Annotated in this window: 14 protein-coding genes; 3 read left to right on the top strand and 11 right to left on the bottom strand. The window is 42.3% G+C overall.

The genetic code is table 11. From position 1 onward, the window contains the following. Positions 1 to 8: 8 nt before the first annotated feature. From F986_RS11535 to F986_RS11495, 9 genes are all read right to left on the bottom strand, one after another. Positions 9 to 1,214: an AAA family ATPase gene (locus tag F986_RS11535; protein WP_004695272.1), complete on the bottom strand. Its 1,206-nt coding sequence runs from the start codon at positions 1,212 to 1,214 to the stop codon at positions 9 to 11. After that, positions 1,214 to 2,452, bottom strand: coding sequence for a restriction endonuclease subunit S (locus F986_RS11530; RefSeq protein ID WP_004695270.1), 1,239 nt, complete (start codon positions 2,450 to 2,452; stop codon positions 1,214 to 1,216). The genes F986_RS11535 and F986_RS11530 overlap by 1 nt, the downstream gene beginning before the upstream one ends. Next, positions 2,449 to 4,008: a type I restriction-modification system subunit M gene (locus F986_RS11525; protein WP_004695269.1), complete on the bottom strand. Its 1,560-nt coding sequence runs from the start codon at positions 4,006 to 4,008 to the stop codon at positions 2,449 to 2,451. The genes F986_RS11530 and F986_RS11525 overlap by 4 nt, the downstream gene beginning before the upstream one ends. 85 nt (positions 4,009 to 4,093) lie before the next feature. Beyond that, complete coding sequence (locus tag F986_RS11520) at positions 4,094 to 6,037, bottom strand: BRCT domain-containing protein (protein ID WP_004695266.1); 1,944 nt, start codon at positions 6,035 to 6,037, stop codon at positions 4,094 to 4,096. An 11-nt stretch (positions 6,038 to 6,048) separates the two neighbouring features. Continuing rightward, the gene (ligA, locus tag F986_RS11515) at positions 6,049 to 7,272 is read right to left on the bottom strand and encodes an NAD-dependent DNA ligase LigA (protein WP_004695263.1); all 1,224 of its coding nucleotides are present in this window, start codon (positions 7,270 to 7,272) and stop codon (positions 6,049 to 6,051) included. Between the two features lie 94 nt (positions 7,273 to 7,366). Then, positions 7,367 to 8,362, bottom strand: a complete 996-nt coding sequence (locus tag F986_RS11510) for a cell division protein ZipA C-terminal FtsZ-binding domain-containing protein (protein WP_004695262.1) — start codon at positions 8,360 to 8,362, stop codon at positions 7,367 to 7,369. Between the two features lie 4 nt (positions 8,363 to 8,366). Further along, the gene (gene smc, locus F986_RS11505) at positions 8,367 to 11,819 is read right to left on the bottom strand and encodes a chromosome segregation protein SMC (protein ID WP_004695259.1); all 3,453 of its coding nucleotides are present in this window, start codon (positions 11,817 to 11,819) and stop codon (positions 8,367 to 8,369) included. A gap of 10 nt (positions 11,820 to 11,829) precedes the next feature. After that, positions 11,830 to 12,525 carry a GntR family transcriptional regulator gene (locus F986_RS11500; RefSeq protein ID WP_004695257.1) on the bottom strand — a complete coding sequence of 232 codons (696 nt, stop codon included), beginning with the start codon at positions 12,523 to 12,525 and terminating at the stop codon, positions 11,830 to 11,832. A 159-nt stretch (positions 12,526 to 12,684) separates the two neighbouring features. Continuing rightward, positions 12,685 to 13,488, bottom strand: coding sequence for a sulfite exporter TauE/SafE family protein (locus F986_RS11495; protein ID WP_017397071.1), 804 nt, complete (start codon positions 13,486 to 13,488; stop codon positions 12,685 to 12,687). Positions 13,489 to 13,516: 28 nt separating this feature from the next. Here F986_RS11495 and F986_RS11490 point away from each other — a divergent pair, with 28 nt between their 5' ends. Together F986_RS11490 and F986_RS11485 are read left to right on the top strand one after the other, a co-directional pair. Next, on the top strand, positions 13,517 to 14,272 hold the full coding sequence (locus F986_RS11490) for a biotin--[acetyl-CoA-carboxylase] ligase (protein WP_004695254.1): 756 nt from the start codon (positions 13,517 to 13,519) through the stop codon (positions 14,270 to 14,272). A 16-nt stretch (positions 14,273 to 14,288) separates the two neighbouring features. Further along, on the top strand, positions 14,289 to 15,020 hold the full coding sequence (locus F986_RS11485) for a type III pantothenate kinase (protein ID WP_004695253.1): 732 nt from the start codon (positions 14,289 to 14,291) through the stop codon (positions 15,018 to 15,020). On the opposite strand, the gene F986_RS11480 is transcribed toward F986_RS11485, so the two are convergent. Both F986_RS11480 and ffh read right to left on the bottom strand, forming a co-directional pair. Further along, the gene (locus tag F986_RS11480; RefSeq protein ID WP_004695251.1) at positions 15,011 to 15,610 is read right to left on the bottom strand and encodes an RBBP9/YdeN family alpha/beta hydrolase; all 600 of its coding nucleotides are present in this window, start codon (positions 15,608 to 15,610) and stop codon (positions 15,011 to 15,013) included. The genes F986_RS11485 and F986_RS11480 overlap by 10 nt on opposite strands. 178 nt (positions 15,611 to 15,788) lie before the next feature. Continuing rightward, entirely contained in the window at positions 15,789 to 17,195 is a 1,407-nt protein-coding gene (ffh, locus tag F986_RS11475; protein ID WP_004695248.1) for a signal recognition particle protein, read from the bottom strand. 138 nt (positions 17,196 to 17,333) lie between these two features. On the opposite strand from ffh, the gene F986_RS11470 reads away from it, so the two are divergent. After that, positions 17,334 to 18,143 carry a cytochrome C assembly family protein gene (locus tag F986_RS11470; RefSeq protein ID WP_004695246.1) on the top strand — a complete coding sequence of 270 codons (810 nt, stop codon included), beginning with the start codon at positions 17,334 to 17,336 and terminating at the stop codon, positions 18,141 to 18,143. The last annotated feature ends 542 nt before the right edge of the window (positions 18,144 to 18,685 follow it).

Below are 18,685 nucleotides of genomic sequence, written 5' to 3'. Positions count from 1 at the left end.
ATCTATTCCTAAGCCTGTGTCCCTTGTTGAGTGCGCATGCCTTTATAAATATTGTCTATCTCTTTCACTAAAAACTTAAAGACGCGCTTATGATCTTCTTCGACTTCGGCCACTTCATGGCCTGCGTGTTTTGCATGGTTATATAAATTAATCACCCGTGCGTAGGGGTTTACTTGCCCGGTAGCCCTATTACCTTTGACACCGGGCAACAACTCACCCCACTCTTCGCACCCCAAAAACGTTGAGGTTTTTTCCAGTACATTTCGCAAAAAATTAAAGTGGTATTTGTGGATATCGCCTGAGTCTGCCGCTTTCATTAACTCATTCTTTAAATGCAGGTGATACGAGAAGGGCGAATCATTTTCTTGCTCAATCAGGTCATGCTTGCCATCATCGAGCTTGCGCAAAACGAACTTGGGTGCTCGATTAAACTCGTTATGCAAAACATTATAAAAAAGCGGATTATGAGTGGTGATGATGAACTTAAGACCAGAAATAGCGAAATCACTCGACTTAATTAAGCGTGCTAAATCAACAGCCAACTCTATTAGATGGTTATCATCTAACGAGCTCACTGGGTCATCAATAAACACATATTGTAATTGGTTAAACTGGTCTGTTTCGCGGCCAGCATCTTCAGGTACATTTAAGATGCTAATCACTTGTTCGAGCAATGAATAAAAAATACTCCAAATAAAGTTACTTTCTTCACCCTTTGATATTTTAATTTTTCTATCCGGTTCGTCATCGCCACCTTGATGTGAAAACGTCACCTCAGAAAAGGCTTTGACGGTAACATCTTTTCCGTCTTTGTGTTTAGCCGTGTATTGCGGATTAAAGCGTGGCGTAAGTTTATCATTGGCGTAACGCTGGAACGTGCTGATCACGTTCATGTCTTGCCCTTGCTCTTGCAAAATCCAATCGGTAAATGTATTGGGTTGGATTTTTAACTTCGGCTCTGCATCCGCATATAAATCATTATCCCAGTAAAATAAGTCTTCCGTAAACGCGTTGTAATACAAAATCTTGTGGCGCGATAGTGGCGCTTGCTCTGCATCGGCAAGCGCATCTTGCCCATCATCTTTCGGGGCTATGATCCCTTTAAATTCACGCGACAAACGTGTTTTACCTGTGCCATTAAAGGCATAGATTAACTGCACCTTTTTGTCGGATGCTTGCAACAACTCTGCTATTTCCGTTAGCGTTTTACTCATTAAGCTGCCTCATCTGAATGAGATTTCGGGAAGCTCAACAACAGGTCACGATAATACTCGTATTGCTTTTGGCGTAGCTCGATTTCGCGGGGTAGGCCTTCGGTGATAGAAAACGTCAAAGCTTCGAGCTTATCGAGAATAGCTACTATTCTCTGCTGCTTATTTAACGACCTTTCTTCGTTACCTGAGCAAGGTATAGGCACAGGGATTTTTTCGACCTGATGACTCATCAGCTTGGGATTTCCCATTCCTGAATAAACATGCTTTTGTGCTTCTATGGTCAACCAATAGTACAGGTATTTATAGATAAGCTTAGATTCATCATTAATTTTAATTAAACCGCAAACATTCGTAATAGAGAACTTACCGGTTCGGTAAAAGACAGTGCCAGCATTAGCTCCGTCAGTTGTCCAGCTAATGAACTCTCCATCAAAATCGAAAGTATCGATTGATCCAATCATTCCATTTTTTGCAGTTTGAGAGCTGTATACGGGATATTCTCCTGAGTTTTCCTCCAAATAACCTTTTGACATCACTCGTCCGCGCCGCAGCGTCGCAACTTCACCTAACGTCTTCCACTCAACTTCGCCCTCTTCAAAACTCAACAACTGGTCGCGATAGTAGTTGTATTGTTTTTTGCGTAGGTTAAGCTCGGCGGTCAGCTCGGCGGTCAGCTCGGCGGTCATGGCGGTAAATGCGTCCAGAATGCGCACAATTTCAGCTTGTATTGCCAGCGATTTTTCTGGGTTATTTGGGCATGGGATGGGGATTTTGAACTCTTTGACCTTTGCATCAGAAATAGCTGGATATGCGGAACCACTCTGATTCTCTTCAAGGTACTTTTTAAATTCACCAGAAGAAACCAAATGCAAAATCCATTTAGGTAGAACCACTTCTTGATTTACTCGCAATACACAATATCCAGTACTTGCTACTGCTCCGTTGTATTCTTCATCAATTAGGCAATACCGCATTTGTGTAGGACGAGTGGTTGCAAATAGCACATCATCTTTTTTTACGAGTTTTTGAGCACGGCTGGGCGCATTGCTAGATGTTACTTCTGATGTTTCTATTATAGTTTTTGTGTCAATGCTTACAGAAGTTAGATCAATATATTGATAACTCCTTGTTGCTTCTTGCCACTTTATATTATTAGTGCGTTTGGTAACGTCACTGACTGGCCACCAAACCACCTCAACACCATCGAGCAATTTTTCCAAAAAATTCAAATTACTCATACGCCTAACTCCTCATCTTCAATCTCCGCCACAATGGCATCAATATCCCTGCGAAGCTGGTCTATTTTAGCAACGGTAGTTTTCAGTTCAGCGTTAAGCACATTGATGTTCACCACCTCACGAGTATCTTTGGCTTGAACATGGCTGCTAACCGAGAGGTTGTAGTCTGCTTTTACGATGTCGTCCAAATCAACGGATTGAGCAAAGTGATCAATGTTCTCTTTGCTAGCAAACACCTTCATGATGTCTTCTATGTGCTGATCAGTAAGAGTGTTGTTATTGGTTTCTTTTTTAAACAGACCGCTGGCATCAATAAACTGCGTTGTGGTGTCGGTTTTATGTTTAGAAAGCACCAAGATATTGACGGAAATGGTCGTACCGAAGAAAAGATTCGGTGCAAGCGAAATCACAGTTTCAACGTAGTTGTTATCTACTAGGTACTGGCGAATCTTTTGCTCCGCACCACCACGGTAAAAAATACCCGGGAAGCAAACAATCGCCGCTCGGCCTTTGCTTGATAAGTAACTGAGCGCATGCAGCACAAAGGCAAAGTCGGCTTTTGATTTAGGCGCTAGTACACCCGCAGGAGCAAAGCGGTCATCGTTGATTAGGGTTGGGTCGTCGCTACCAATCCATTTCACGGAATAAGGTGGGTTGGAGACAATTGCATCAAATGGTTTGTCATCCAGAAAATGAGGTTCTGTTAAGGTATCACCTAACTGAATATTAAACTTGTCGTAGTTGATGTTGTGCAAAAACATGTTCATACGCGCCAAGTTGTAAGTTGTGTGGTTTAGCTCTTGACCGTAGAAGCCATCGTCAATGATATGCGCATCAAAGTGCTTCTTCGCTTGTAAAAGTAACGATCCTGAGCCACAAGCAGGGTCATATATTTTATTCACGCTGGTTTGACCATGCATGGCGAGCTGGGCGATTAGCTTTGATACGTGCTGAGGTGTGAAAAACTCGCCACCAGATTTACCAGCATTCGCTGCGTAGTTTGAAATTAAGAATTCGTAGGCATCACCAAACAAATCAATTTGGTTATCTTCAAAATTGCCAAAAGATAACCCTGCGACCCCTTTTAACACGGCTGCCAGGCGTTTGTTTTTTGCCTCTACCGTATTACCCAGACGATTACTGGTGGTATCAAAATCCGCAAACAAGCCTTTGATGTCTTTTTCTGAATCATAGCCATTGGCTGAGTTTTCGATTGCAGCAAAAATTGCTGCCAAATCCGTATTTAAATTTTCGTTTTTGTGTGCATTAGCCGCTACATTGCTAAACAACTGGCTAGGGTAAAGAAAATAGCCTTTGGTTTTAATGGCATCTTCTTGAGCAAACTTGATGTTTTCATCATCGTCAGACATGGCAGCATAATTAACGCTCTCATCTCCGCCTGTGATGTAGTTGACAAAGTTTTCACTGATAAAACGGTAGAACAGCGTACCCAGTACATATTGTTTAAAATCCCAGCCATCCACTGAGCCTCGAACATCGTTGGCAATCGCCCATATTTGGCGTTGAAGTTCGGCACGTTGTTGTAAACTTGTCATTTGTTAATTCCTGATTTTAATGCGTTTATTGGTTGGCCACCAGTGTATGCCTATTCGCGACTGGCGTTTAGCAATGAGCCGCTTTCTAAAGTTCCCCAATTAATTTAAGATATTCCTGTTCAGTCAAGACCTTAACGCCTTTATCACGGGCTGCATTAATCTTAGTTTCACCGACCTTGTCGCCAGTTACTAGATATGTGGTTTTACCAGTAACCGATTTAGCCACGTTAGCTCCAAGTGCTTTTGCCTGCTTTTCCATATCACTACGGGAACCTTGTTGCATCGAGCCAGTAAATACAACGACTGCTCCAGCTATAGGCGAATCTGAACTTTCTCTATCAGATTCCTTGGGTGTAACACTTAAGTTGAAACCGAGGTTATATACTTTGAAAAACTCTTCTCTAACGTTTGCTAAACCTTCAACAATAGCTTCAGCGCTTAGTTGTGCAAATCCATCTATTTTAACCATATCCTCGACTGATATTTCGAAAACCTGAACTAGGGCATGATGCCGAAGTAATTTCTCACAGTTTCCGCCAGCTAATCGGGTAACTCCAAATGCAGCAAGAAACCTCCAATCCTCTATTTCAATCTGTCTACTTGCTTGGAGTTGATCGATAAGATTCTGTGACGTTTTATCTCCAAATCCAAACTCGACAAATTGATGCTTAGGAATCTGATAAATTTCATGGATGTGCTTAATACCTTGATTAGTTATTTTTTCAATCACCTTTGGCCCAAAGCCATCTACATTACCCAATGTTTTAAAAAAATGAATCAGTGTATTCTCAGTTTGGGCAGGACAGTCTGACTTATTCGGGCATATTAAATGATCACCTTCCCAAATAAGGTGAGCACCACAACTAGGACAATTTTCAGGTAATTCTGGCTCTGCTCGTTTGATAACTTCTTCAATTTTTGGAATAACTAAGCCACTTCTGACTAGCTTAATGATTGCGCCAGGACCAACTCCATTTGTCTTCACCATATTGTAGTGATGAACGGTTGCCCTGCTTAAAGTAGCCCCACTAAGTTTTGTCGGAACCAATTCAGCTACTGGTGAAACTCGACCAGTCCTTGAAGTCTGATGAACAACTTTCAATACTTCGACTTCAGCCGATTCTTCATTCACTTTAAAAGCGATTTGCCACCTATGGAATTTTCTCGTAGAGCCCATATGCTCTTTAATCGGTGCATTTGTTGATTCTAAGACTAATCCATCAATATCAAAATCAATTGAGTTCCACATACTTTCAAGAATACTATCAAATTTTGACAACAACTCTTCAATACTTCCCGTCCAGTTATCTAATAGTGAAAAAGGGTAGAAGACACAGGCACCTTCATCAATTGCCTTTTGAACATCTTCATCAACTTTCTTTTCAGCAATAATTGCTGCTTGGATATTGCGTGAGTTTTCAAATTTTTCACTCAACACTTCATTAAAGTAACTTTTCTTGATTACGATTTCGCCCGGACCTAAACCTCTTCCTGCATTTTCTGATACTTTGAGCCCTCGTTCAAATGCACGAGTAATATCTTGACCTCTTGTCCCATCACCTCGGGTATAGAGAGTTATGCCATCATCATAAGCAGCATAACCATCAAGTTTCGGTGTAACCCTAATACGAATTAAATTTTGATCAAAATCAATTTCTGACGCTGCTTTAGTAATTCTTTCCGTCCATTTTTTAATTTCTTCAAAAGAATATGCTTTATCAGTAGAAAGCATTTTCTTTGGAAGTCGGACAGTCTTACTATCGATTAAAACTTCAGGCTCTACATTTAATAAGTATGGATTGTCTGGATCATGAGTTTTGAAGTAGTTAAGATATTCATCATACGTCTCATCCTCAATAATCGGATAACCTGATCTGTAAAGTGCATTAGCAACTTTAAGTAATGTTTCCAACTCTTCCCAACTGTGCTCATCAGATGTAAATAACTTCTCTGCTTCTTCTATACCTAAATTAAGGTCTAGTTTTTCAATAATGGCGATTTGGTTATCGTTAAATATATATTTAGACATTACTGCTACCCTTACACTGCCATTTGAAAATCTAGTTGAGTTCTACTTGAAACATTTGAGTGTATGGTGACACCTACATCACCACTACGGTAAACACTGACAGTATCGCCAATTCGCACATCTAAACGGTGAATTTCCCCAATATTATGCAAAGTCACATTTGAAACGGTCACGCCGCCCACAGCAACAGGATTCAAACGCGCCACAGGTGTGAGTGTACCTGTACGTCCCACTTGCCAGTCAATATTTTCAACCGTGGTGAGCGCAGCCACCGCAGGGAATTTATAAGCCGTTGCCCAACGCGGTTCTCGACTTAAAAACCCGAGCTGTTGCTGTTGTTTGAGACTGTTGACCTTAATCACCATGCCGTCAATTTCCACACTCAATTGTGGTCGTTCCGCATTGATTTGCTCATAAACAGCTTGGACTTCTTGGATGCTATCGCAGACAAAATGACGCTCACCAACTGCAAAACCAAACTGTTGCAACCACTCTAGACTTTCCGACATGGTGCTTTGACCATGGTTCGGTTCACACTGCGCAATACCATAAGCATAAAATGCAAGTGGACGCGAAGCCGCAATATTCGGATCTAACTGACGTAAACTTCCCGCTGCGGCATTACGTGGGTTGGCAAAAGTCTTCTCTCCTTTGGCTTCATTTTCGGCATTGAGCTTTTCAAAACCTGCTTTAGGCATCAAAACTTCGCCACGAACTTCCAGTAGCGTGGGTACTTCGCCCTGATCTGTACTCAACACCTTCGGCAAGTTCCGAATGGTTTTGACATTTTGAGTAATGTCTTCCCCTGTTTCACCATCACCACGTGTCACCCCACGCACCAGCACCCCCTGTTCATACCACAGTGAAATGGCAAGACCATCAAACTTCAGTTCGACATCATATTGAATCGTTTGATTCGGCAACCGTTCTTCTGCACGGCGTGCAAAGGCAAAGAGTTCTTCTTGATTAAACACATTGCCTAAAGACAGCATCGGTACCACATGGGTCACGCTCGTAAACTTCGCCAAAGGTTTACCACCGACTTTATTGATCGGGCTATCTGGCTGAATATACTCAGGGTATTGTTCTTCTAAAGCTTTCAACTGATGAAAAAGCTGATCATATTCACTGTCTAAAATGGTCGGCTGATCCATCACATAATAAGCATGATTATGCTGTGCCAAAATTTGGATCAGTTGACGCATTTGCGCAACGACAGTCGAAGTTTGAGTCATAATTTCACCATAAAAAAGGGCGGTCTTTGTTCCGCCCTAAAAATTGTATTTCTACTGTCTATTATAGAAATCGTTACCGCTGCTTTCAATCAGATTAAGCATCGATTGCTTGTCCAGCACGGTAATCAATCGCTAAGTGGCGCCAATGCTCACGCAGTTGTGGCGTGAACTCTTGGTTGTTTTGGTCATAAACCGTTCCATCGATTTCACGGGCAATCAAACGTGAAATACTGTCCATGGTATCAAAGGCATTTTGGACATCACGGTGTGGTAAGGCCAAGAAAAATGCCAAGCCTTTAATTGGATCGGTCGACAGATTTTCCAAGTCAAAACCATCCATGCCTGTATCGGTAATTTGCAACACAGAGAACAGTAACTTAGTTCCATCTTCGTTATAGCGATGGAAACAAGACATTTCGCCAAAACGTAAACCATACTTCATTAAAACTTTTAAAGTTTTCTCACCAGACAACGCACGGCGTTCAGGATAAACATTCAGGGCAATAAACGATTCTGCTGTGGCTAAAGCACTTTCATCATCGACAATTTTTTGCTCATACAAATGTGCATCTAAAATGCTGCTTTCATCGTCAAACTCTGAAATTTCGGCTTTTTCGACATTGGCATTTAAACTAAATTCAGCTTTATCCGCTTTTGCTTGTTCATCAACAAGCGAGGAGCTTGCGCTTTCAGTCGTTAATTCCGTTGCATCTGCTACAGCATTTTCAGGAGCGACTGAGTCTACTGCTTTATTTTCTACCTCAGCTGACGCATCCAAACTTGGTTCAGTACTGCTGCTTTCGAGCACACTGTCTGCATCCAAAGCTTTCGGTTCGGCTTTTTCAGACAGTGTCTCTTCTACAGAGTTTTCGTTTAAAGTCGGCTCTTTACGTTCAGCCTCTTCAACTGATGCCGTTTGCAGTTGATCACGTACGTGACGCGGGATAATCGGTTTTTGACTGTCAGCATCGATATGCAATGCGGACTCAAGTGAAGGCGCTGCATCTGCCGGCTTTCGAAAAATCATTCGAACCCCAAACAGCATAATGATCACTGCTATGACGATACCAATAATTGTTGTGTATTCCATCTTATTAGGCCTCCGCGACTAAACCGTATTCTTTTGCCTGTTCTAAATTTACAGTCACTAATTTTGATGTTCCCGGTTCAGGCATCGTAACACCTAACAAGTCGGTCGCCATCGTCATTGCGAGTTTATTATGGGTAATGTAAATGAATTGCACCTGTTCAGAAAGCTCTTTTACAAGATTACAAAATCTTCCCACGTTCGCATCATCCAAAGGCGCATCAACTTCATCCAAAACACAAAATGGCGATGGGTTGAGACGGAAAATCGCAAACACCAAGGCCAATGCGGTCAGGGCTTTTTCTCCCCCTGAAAGTAGCGCCAAAGAGCTATTGCGTTTGCCTGGCGGACGGGCCATGAGTTTAACCCCAGACTGCCAGTCATCTTCTAAAGTCAGACTCGCTTCGCCACCATTGAAAACTTTCGGGAACAGATCTTGTAGTTCAGCATTAACCCGATCAAAAGTGCTCATGAACAGTTTACGGGTTTCTTGGTCAATACTTTTCATTGCAGCGCGCAACTGCTCAACGGTATTTTCCAAATCTTGAATTTGATGACTCAACTCTTCAAAACGTTTTGATACTTCTTCATATTCTTCTGAAGCCGCCAAATTGACTGCGCCCAATTTCTCAAACTGTTGCTGCGCTTTTTCTAGGATTTGTTGATGGCTACTAATATCAATGCTTAAACCCACAACAGCTTCAACATTCATCTCTTTCAGCTGTTCAGAATAATGTTGTAAGTCTGACTTTGCCGCTTGCCACGCCAAACGTTTCTCTTCCAACTGGGTTCTTAGCTTTTCATCTTGTTGTTGCTGTTGATGACGGTGTTCGGTCAAACTTTGCTGACGTTCTTGCACCGCATTCAGTTCAACTTGCCATTCAGACCATGTCTTTTGCAGCTTTTCAGTGATCTGTGCTTGTTCGCTAAACTGGCTTTCCAATGCAGACAGCTCAAGTTGTACAGGGTCAATAAACTTTTTGGCCTGCTCCATCTGTGACAATATTTGCTGATACTGCGCCTTTAAGAAAGTACTGTCTTTCTCTAACAGTTCAATCTGCTGTGTGGTTTGCACTGCCTGACGACGCACCATTTCAAGCGCCTGCCAAACCTGCTGTGCCTGCTGCTGGCTATCATCCAGTTGCTCAGTCAATGACTCCACTTGGAACTGCATGGTTTTATAGTTTGGCAGGTTTTGCTCTAGCTTAATATTCAATGCATGCAAATCAATCTCCAGATCATCTTTTTGCATAGCATCTTCTTCAAGCTGACTGTCTAACTGCGCCAGTTGATTGGCCAATTGTTGCTTTTGCACTTCAAAGGCTTGGTTGGTACTTTGCACTTTGGCAATATTCAAATCAATCTGCTGCGTCGCTTGAACTTCTTTTTTTAAGAGTTGTTGATCCGCTTTTAACTGCTCATCCACCGCTTGGACTTGAGTACGAAGCTCTGTGGTTTTCGTTTCAAGCTGAGTCAGAAGTCCCGTTTTTTCAGTAAGGGTCTGTTCAATTTCATCTAAACGAATCCGATGGCTTAGCGCACCTTGTCCAGCTTGGCTCGCTTCGTCATAATCCAAACCAATCACCCAGTCCACGCCGACATGGTAACCGTCTAAACTCAGAAGAGACTGACCATCTTTCAATTGCTTTTGCAGAGCCAAGGCTTGTTTTAAGTTGGTGGTCACCCCCACCTGCTGCCACAAAGAGGATTGTGGCGATTCAATCCAACTGGCTAGGCTATCGCAACCTGCAATTTCAATCAGTTCAACATGCGGCTGAGGCGTTAACTGACGTGCAACGGCATCAGTGAATGCATCTCTGTTTTCCAAACAATGCGCTGAAAGCCATTTGGCTAAGAATTTTTCGACCAGCGCGGCATGGGTTTTAGCTGCATCTTTAAGCTGCAGCACATGCATCAACTGTGGATGATCACTATTTTTTAAGGCACTGACTTTGACCAGAAGCTGCTTGAGATGCTTCTGTTCGGCACTTAAGACCTGTATATCTGCTTTGTGCTGATTCAACTCAGTTTGAGCAGTTTGATGTTGGATACGCAAATCATCCAGCTGCAACTGCACCTCAATGATACTTTGCTCACGTTGTAACTGCTGTGCCTCAGCATCTTGCTTGGCATGTAACAGTTGATCGATCGCATCCAACTGGCTTTGGTTTTGAATTTGCGCCGCTTGCTGCTCTAAAATCTGCTTTTGCTGTTCAAAGCGTAAAATATTTTTGGCCAACTGTTCACTTTGCGCCAACATTTGCGTTTTTTGTTGCTGCTGTTTTTCTACCAAACTTTTGACTTGTTCAAACTGTTGAAGCAACTGTTGCTGCTGTGCTTTTAAATCCGTTAAACCTTGGCTTTGCTGTTGGTTTTGACTTTCTTGCTGTTGTAACTGTTCGGTATGAAGCTCATTTTGTTCGTGCAAACTTTCCAGTTGCAGCTCGATCAGTTGCATCCGTTCTTTGGTTTGCGCCTTCTGCTGTTCAAGCTGTGCCAAAGTAGTGGTGTTTTGCTGGAACAGGCTCTGCTTTTGTTCCAAAGTCATTTTCAACTCAGCCAGCTTTTTCTCTGCCTGTTGCCACTCACTCTGTAGTGGCGTGGACTGCTGAATCAGGCGTTGAAATAGCTCACTGGTTGACGTCAAATCATGCTCTAAAGTCGTTAACTCTGAACGCACCAACTTGAACTGATCGCCCAAATCATTCATGTGCAACGTATATTCTTGCTGTAAACGGCTGCTTTGTTCACATTGAAAAGATAAAACTTCGACTTTAATGGTGCGAATTTGGCTTTCCAGTGTTTTGTACTGAATTGCGGTTTCAGCTTGACGTTTTAAAGTTTTTAACTGTGATCTTAATTCAGAGGCAATATCTTCTAAACGCGATAAATTTTGCGTAGTGTGATCCAAATGCAATAAAGTTTCACGGCGACGTGCTTGATAACGCGAAACTCCTGCGGCTTCCTCAATAAAAACTCGCATTTCTTCAGGTTTTGCATCGACCAAACGGTTGATCATGCCCTGTTCAATAATCGAATAAGAACGTGGCCCTAAACCTGTACCCAAGAAAATGTCGGTAATGTCCCGACGACGGCATTTGGTGCCATTTAAAAAGTATTCAGACTTGCCATCTCGGTTGACCTGACGTTTGACCGCCAGTTCGGTATAGGCATTATAGCTACCGCCTAACTTGCCATAAGTGTTGTCAAAACGCAGTTCTACACTGGCGACACTGACAGGTTTGCGCTTTGCCGTGCCTGTAAAAATGACATCCTGCATACTGCCACCACGCAACTGACGCGCACTGGATTCGCCCATGACCCAGCGAATAGCGTCGATCACATTGGATTTGCCACAACCGTTCGGCCCAACGACTGCTGTGCGGTTATCTTTAAAGTGTAACGTGGTACTGTCGGCAAAAGATTTGAAGCCGGAAAGTTTTAAACTGCTTAAACGCATAATGTCCTGACTAACGTCGTGAGCGTCTCGCCCACGCAAGTTCAATTTGTTTCATTCGGGTCAGAGATTCCAACACCAAGTTACGTAAGTGTCGACAAAAATCTTCCATAAATAAAGTAGCTTGTTGTGATTTTCTGATTAAAACCGCATCAGTCACTAGTTTAAATAAATCATAAGATTCTTGTAACTCTCTACGCGAAGTATTTAAGGTTAAAAAATAGCTCCGACGTATCGAGGGTAACAGTTCTTGGTAAAACTTCATCAAATAAGCATTGCCCACCATTTCATGCTGGCGCGCCAATCCTTCAAAAATCAAATCATAAAATTTTTCGATACTGCCCTGTTTCAGTTGATTCCCCAACTCATCCAATAACAGCTGTAAACGTTCCGCTTCATAGCTGCGCCATGTTTCCGCTATGCGTTGCACAATTTGCCCCAACAGCAGACTGCTGGTGTCAAACAAGGCGCGCACTTGTTGAGCCGACATTTCAGAAACGATAGCACTGCGGCGCGGGTAGATTTCAATCAGATGTGTGCGTTCAAGAAGTAACAAAGCCTCACGCACCGAGCCGCGACTCACATCCAGTTCAGCGGCAATACGTAATTCTTGTATGCGCTCACCTTCGACCAACTCACCACGAATGATTTGTTCACTGATGTGCTTGGCAATTTGTTCGGACAAACTCTCTGTATCATGTGCTTGCATACTGTTCCTAACTTGTTTTTATAAGATGCAATCCATGGTCTTTAGTGACCTATTTTTAGGTTTTACCCGATCTTAAACGCTAAACACTATGTCATTGTCTAACAATTTTACCGTCTATAATGCCAATCAACAGCAACGCACACAATATTATCAAAGAAATTAAGAACTAAATCCTTGATAAATAAAATATAAACCAACCACCACCAACAATCCCGCAAAACACTTTTTCAACATCGCAGGCGATAAAAGATGCGCCACTTTCGCACCAAATTTGGCGGTGATAAAACTCATCACCGCAATCCCGAAAAAAGCATAGACATGAATATAACCAATGGTATTTGGTACGTTGACCTCAGCCTGATGCCCGAACCACATAAAACCTATAGCTCCAGCCACTGCAATTGGTAAGCCACAAGCAGCTGACGTCGCTACCGCTTTTTGCATAACCACACCATGACGGTTTAAGTACGGTACTGTCAAACTGCCCCCACCAATGCCAAAGATCGCAGAAGCCACACCAATGCCTGCACCGACAAATAACTGTTTGCCTGTAGAGGGCAACTGACGCGATGGATCGACCTCAACATGTGCGCCACTAAACATTTTGTACGCCACCCATACCGCAAAAAAACCGATCAGCAGTTGTAAGCCATGTCCTGACATATAGTCTGCAATGCCTGCGCCTAAAAAAGCGCCCATGACTAGACCAGGAGCCAAATTGCGAAACACAGACCACAACACTGCCCCGCGTTTATGATGCGCACTCACTGAACTCATTGACGTGACAATAATCGTAGCCAGTGATGTACCAACCGCCATGTGCATAATGACACTCGGGTCATAGTTTAGATGAGTAAACACCACATATAAAATCGGGATGATAATAAGTCCACCACCGACCCCAAATAGCCCCGCAGCAAAACCAGCGATTGCGCCAATCAGTAAATATATGATTAACTCCATGATCATTTTTCACTTTTCTCAGATTCATATGGATTTAGAGACACGCCAATTACAACAGCTTCTCGCTGAAGCACAGCAACTTCCTGAAGTTTTATTGCTTAAGCCAGTTACCACATCCACCAATGATGATGTGCGTGAAATTGCGCAAAAAGGGATTCAGAGCGTTTTGGTCTGCAGTACACGACAAACTCAAGGTCGTGGACAGCGTCAACGACAATGGGTTTCTCCTGAAGGAAACATCTATTTAAGCACATTGCTACAGACCAAAACACCTATAGATGGGCGCTTGGCTTTAGAAATTGCGTTAAATATCTTGCAAATGCCGAGTTTGCAAGGCCTTGCTCTGCAAGTGAAATGGCCGAATGACCTTTACAGTGCTCAAGGTAAATGGGGCGGAATTTTAGTTGAACCACTGTCAAGCAACCAAGCTATTATTGGGGTGGGCATCAATATCAACCAAGTCGAAGATACCCAGCTTGATCAAGCCACCAGCTCACTTGAACAGCTGGGTTTAGCTCAAGCAGATCGCATTAACTTAATGGCGGAACTATATCTAGCAATTCAACAAGCGGGCCTCTGGTTCACCCATAATAGTGCAAATCTGGCTTCTCGTTTCAATCATTACGCAGCATTTATGCAGCAACAGGTTGAATTTGAACATATGAAAGGTCTGTCTCAAGGCCTATTCTTAGGCATTCAAGATGATGGTGCGGTACAAATTCAGACCGCCAATGATGTTGAAAGCTTTTATCAAGGCCGTTTACGTCCAATGATCCCTGTTTAAATGATTGAGCATCATCATGAAAAATTTATGGTTAGATATTGGTAATACCCGCCTAAAATATTGGATTACGCAGGAAGATCAAATTTTAGAGCAAGGGGCTGAGTTACATTTGCAATCCCCTGCCGATTTGCTTTTAGGTCTAATTCAGCATTTTAAAAACTTAAACATCCAACAAATTGGTGTTTCTTCGGTTCAGGACAAAAAAAATAATGACCGAATCCGTAGACTTTTAAAAAGTTTAAATGTACCGATTACCTTTGCTCAAGTACAGGCCAACTATGCTGGCTTACAATGCGGCTATGAACAACCTGAACAACTCGGGATTGACCGTTGGTTGCAAGTGTTGGCCGTCGCACGTGATCCTAAGCAGAACTATTGTGTGATTAGCTGTGGCACGGCGCTAACCATCGACTTGGCGGATGGTTTGCAGCATTTGGGCGGCTATATTTTACCAAATCTCTACTTACAACGAGACTCGCTGATCCAAAACACCAAAGGCATTAAAATTCCAGATGCGGCTTTTGATGAACTCGGTCCCGGTCGTAATACCATCGACGCTGTGCATCATGGGATTTTGCTCGGCTTGGTCAGTACCATTGAAAAAGTCTTGCAACAGTCTCCACGCCAACTGATTTTAACTGGCGGTGATGCACCTGTATTTGCGCGCTATTTAGCAGAGTATGCACCATGCATTGAAAATGATTTATTACTTAAAGGGCTACAATATTATATTCAGCATCAACTCTGAGCCACCGCCTGCTGTTGTAAAAGGGGTTTTAAGGTATTAAGCAGTAGCTCAAATTCAGCATAGCCATGTTCACGCATAAAATGCCCTGCACGTTTCACCTCCAGTACCTCTGCACTCAAGAAGTGCCCAAAGGTAAGTGCCAAAGGAGGTGGAACATAAGAGTCATTATTGGAAAACATCACCACACGTGAAGCGATGTGAGAGTGGAGTATACCGCTGTCCAGCTTCGCTTGCGCAATAAAACCACTTAACTCAGGTAAGCTTTTTAAAGCCGCTTTAAAGCCCGCAATACAGAAGATCGCTTTGATTCGACGTTCACGCAGTTTACTACTGAGATAATGTAAAGCTGCTAGACACCCCAAACTATGCGCAATGATGATGGTATTTTCATCCAAAGTGGTCATTTGCAGGGCCAAAGCCTGTTGCCATTCTTCGAAATGTGGTGCATCACTATGCGGAAGCACTAAGCGTTTTACTTCAGCATGCAGATCCATCTGACTGAGTTTTTGACTTAGCCACGGAAACCAATGGTCATTGGGCGATGCCTGATAGCCATGCACAATATAGATATGTTGTTTTGATCCATTCATTTTCAACTTCTTATTATAATGTTTGAAAAGAATAAATTTTACGCAACTTTCAAGCCATAAACAGTGCGTTTTTGTTATTAAGCAATTGCGTTGAAAACGCACACAATAATTTCCATGACTCACAAAACAACATAAAAAAGGCGCTCAACGCGCCTTTTCTGAAATAGTTAGAAGCAGATTACTTCTTATCGCTCCCACCAAATAATGGTCCCATTCCACCGCCACCACCAAACTGTTTTTGCATACCGCTTAATGATTTCATCATTTTTGCCATACCCGATGGATTGGCAAATTTCTTCATCATTTTCGCCATTTGCGCATGTTGTTTAATCAACTTATTGACTTCAACGACATCCATGCCACAGCCTGCTGCAATGCGCTTTTTACGGCTTGGGTTCATGAGGTCTGGATTACGACGCTCTTTGATGGTCATCGATTGGATAATCGCTTCCATCTTTTTCACTTGCTTTTCAGGGTTCGCTTGCGCCAACGCATCTTGAATCCCTGCATTGCTCATGCCAGGCAACTTATCCAAGAAGCCCATCATGCCGCCCATTTTATTCATTTGCTCAAACTGCATTAGCATATCTTCAAAGTTGAAGCTGCCGCCTTTTTGCAGTTTTTTCGCCATTTTTTCGGCTTTTTCTTTGTCGACTTTACGTTCAAGCTCTTCGACCAAAGAAAGTACGTCACCCATACCCAAGATACGCTGTGCAACACGTTCAGGATGGAATGGCTCTAAGGCATCAAGCTTTTCGCCCATACCTAAGAATTTGATTGGCTTACCTGTGATTGCACGTACTGAAAGCGCCGCACCACCACGTGCATCACCATCAGTTTTGGTCAGAATCACACCCGTTAATGGCAGTGCATCATTGAAGGCTTTGGCTGTATTTGCCGCATCCTGACCGGTCATTGCATCGACCACGAACAAAGTTTCAGTTGGCTTAATTGCCGCATGAAGTTCTTTGATCTCGTCCATCATTTCATCGTCTACGTGTAGACGACCTGCAGTATCGACAATCAAGACATCCGCAAACTGAATTTTGGCTTGTTCAATTGCACGCGTTGCAATGGTAATCGGTTTTTCGTCAGCACTCGATTCAAAGAAAATCGCGCCAACTTCACCTGCAACGGTTTGTAGCTGTTTAATTGCTGCTGGACGGTATACGTCGGCAGATACCATCGCTACTTTTTTCTTTTGGCGTTCTTGTAAGAAGCGAGCAAGTTTTGCAGCCGTTGTTGTTTTACCTGCACCTTGTAAGCCCGCGAGTAGGACTACAACAGGAGGTTTTGCTGCAAGATCAAGGCTTTCATTTGCCTCGCCCATCATTTTTGTTAATTCGTCATGCACGATTTTAACAAATGCTTGGCCCGGCGATAATTGAGTCATGACTTCTTGACCCAACGCCTCTTCCTTAACTTTCGCGATAAATTCACGAGTTACAGGAAGTGCAACATCGGCTTCAAGAAGTGCCATACGTACTTCACGTAGGGTATCTTTAATATTGTCTTCGGTTAGCTGCCCAGAGCCAGTAACATTTCTTAAACTCTGCGTGAGTCGTTCCGTTAAGGTATCAAACATTGCAAAATCCGCTTAAAATTGCTAGTTGCAAAAAAATCTTTCTTAAAATAGAAAATTTATGCATAGAATGCTATAGGATACTGTAGTTCGCACCGAATTTATATAAATGAATATTCATCATCCTGAAAAAGGTTTGACATGATTAGCCTGCCCTTGGTTTACACCATCTTAGCATTAGTCGCTTATACCACCTCTTTTTGGTATTTGTTTCTCAAATTAATGGCTAAACGTGATCCAAACCATTGGTTTATTGGCATTATTTTAGGCTTAGGCTTATTGCTACATGCAACTGTTTTGTACCATGACATGCTCACGCCGATGGGGGTGAATTATGACGTTTTTGTCTTAATGTCATTTACATCAGGGCTCATGCTGTTACTTAGTCTACTCTATAGCACTTATCGTCCAATTCTAGCTTTGAACCTGATTGGCATTCCTGTGGCCGCTACAGGACTCATTTTAGGTTTTGCCTTTAGCCAGTCTACCCAATTTATTGAACAGCGCTCATTGGGTTTAGATATTCATATTATTTTATCGCTGTCGGCCTATGCGGTGCTACTCATGGCAACCATACAAGCCGTGATTTTATGGTTCCAAGATCGTGAGTTAAAGAACAAACAAAAGAAACGCTTTTGGGTCAACTTACTGCCCTCTTTTCAAGCCATGGAGTCTTTACTGTTTGACTTGATTAAAACGGGTTTTCTTTTACTGACCGTAGCGTTGGTGTTTGGTTTCTTTACCATCGATAATTTTTTTGCCCAACATCTGGCACATAAAACCGCTTTTAGTATTATTTCTTGGTTTGTGTATGGATCTTTACTCATCGGACATTACCGTTTTGGTTGGCGCGGTCAAAAAGCGATTCGTTTTACCTTAATTGGATTCTTCTTGTTGGCTGTCGGTTTTATCGGATCTAAGTTTGTATTGGAAATGATTTTAGGTCGATAAAGTCTTTTGTTTAGTTCGCTTTATTAAAGATACAGAGCTCTACTCACAAAGTAGATGTGCAACTTGATAACCCAATAGAAAAGCCCAGCTTGACCAAGCTGGGCTTTTTAGTAAACCTCAATATTTTGATTTAGAATAAATTATCGAGTGTATTTCGTATTATGTAAATTTTAGAAAAACTTAAATACTTTTTACTGTGTTGAATACATTGTATGCCACTTTTATCTAATTTATTTTCTATAATAAATCCTTATCACTTCCCTATGTAGCACTATAGAGGTTATGCAGATTATTCTTAATCTAATGCGTAATATCCATAATGAACCGTACCGGGTTTGTCGGAGACTTTTTATTTAAGTTAGGCCACCTGACCTAACTGGTTAATTTTATCATAGTACATTGCTTCAAAATCAAAAGGTGATACATAATCTAGCGCACTATGTACACGTGAACCGTACCGGGTTTGTCGGAGAGTCAATATTCTGAGAGACTATCCCGATGACAAAATTAAAATATACCCCTGAAATCAGAGAAAGATCGGT

Origin of the sequence: Acinetobacter johnsonii CIP 64.6, from assembly GCF_000368045.1 — a bacterium.
Classification (GTDB): Bacteria; Pseudomonadota; Gammaproteobacteria; order Pseudomonadales; family Moraxellaceae; genus Acinetobacter; species Acinetobacter johnsonii.
This window is presented reverse-complemented; position numbering and strand designations above follow the sequence as displayed.